The following is a 1443-nucleotide window of genomic DNA, read 5'->3' on the forward strand; positions in this document are numbered from 1 at the left end:
TTGGCCATAGAGTCTCTTTTTTCTATTAACGCTCTTAGCGTTCACCTGCCAAGTAAAAGCCCAATCTTGTCCGCCAAATAAATCACCATATGAATATTGATATCTAAGTTGTTTATACTCGGTAATCGTAATCACGTAACCCATGGCAGCAGCGGCTTCGATAAAGAATTCACCGCTTTGGCCGCCTTTCATCTTATATGACTGAATCAAAGCACCTAAGCGCTCTTGAAAGGAAGGATCGCTACCGCTACAAGCATCTGGTAGCCCATATTGGCTTTCCCACTCTTCAAATAGTTCGTTAGCGGATGAGGGATGAGATTCATCAAGTAAATCGGCTGCTCGCTCATCAATACGGGTGAACTCTTCTGCAATGCCGCCCATCAATTTACCTAATTCAGAATCTGGGTCTTTAGGCCAGCAATCTCCGATCGGTAGCAAGCCAATCAACGCATTTTGATAAGTATCTAAGCTGCTGGCCATGTAATCTCTCCCAGCGTAATAAATCCGCCTGTTTGGCTGGTTACGTCATCATTTCGTGTAATAGAAAAGTTCTCTTCACCTGTTGCGAGCGAAATTGCCTCACGGATTTTCGAAATAGCCAAGGTTCCACCGGGTGTGGCTTCACGGTTTAATAAGTCCTTCAGTTCTGCTGTTATGGCAGCTCTAACCGCTGTGGTATTAGGAGACAGAAGTGTAAACTCTAAGTTTAAAGGCTCAGGAGAAACCGCATAGATATAGAGCGCCTTCATACTAGCAGGGCGAACTGAATCGATATGATTTTTAACCGCGGTGAGGTGTGTATTACTTGCCACCACCGTGTTTAATTTTTCAGTCACAAATCTAACGGTTACCGTTCCTAGTCCGGCTTCATTAGGGTAACTCCATGCGCGGGTTACATCAGAATGAGCCGCTAGAGTCCAGCTTACATAATCTGCTTTACTACCGCCCATGGCTGGGCTTTTACGTCTTTCTGAAAGGCGCTCTCGCACTCTATCAATACTTTCGATATCACTACCGCCTGTCAACGCAATCACGCTTACTTCTGAATCAAGACCTAATTGGGTCTCAATGAAGCGTAACGTTTCACCCGCGCTTAAGTTACCCGCTTCACCTGCGTTTATAGCCTTAATATCAATGGTTGCTGAGCCGCCGCTAATGGTTGCACTTTGGGTTGTTCTATAAATAACGTCGCTGTCTGTTTGTAGTAGTGTCTCAGCAAGTAATGTCTCGCCATCATTCCCAGTGATCGTTGCCGTGCCAGCGGCACGATAAGCTTGCGTTCGATAAACCCCAAGCTCTGCGGCACGCCTAAGTAAGTTTTCATCATCACAAGAGTCATCAAATAATTGTTCTGCGTTATAGGCTATATGCCCATGTAAGCCGTGGGCCAATCCCGCTACAGCTTGAGCCAGCGGATAATAAACATCACCGCGTGATGACGCA

Annotated in this window: 2 protein-coding genes; both read right to left on the reverse strand. The window is 45.9% G+C overall.

Annotated elements, in window-relative coordinates; genetic code table 11:
• Positions 1 to 480: putative phage tail protein (locus TW85_RS24730; protein WP_052702409.1), on the reverse strand; the 480-nt coding region annotated here is incomplete at its 3' end.
• On the reverse strand, positions 465 to 1443 hold a 979-nt coding region (locus TW85_RS24735), incomplete at its 5' end, for a baseplate J/gp47 family protein (protein WP_046019814.1). The genes TW85_RS24730 and TW85_RS24735, both read right to left, overlap by 16 nt.

The organism is Marinomonas sp. S3726 (assembly GCF_000967665.1).
Classification (GTDB): domain Bacteria; phylum Pseudomonadota; class Gammaproteobacteria; order Pseudomonadales; family Marinomonadaceae; genus Marinomonas.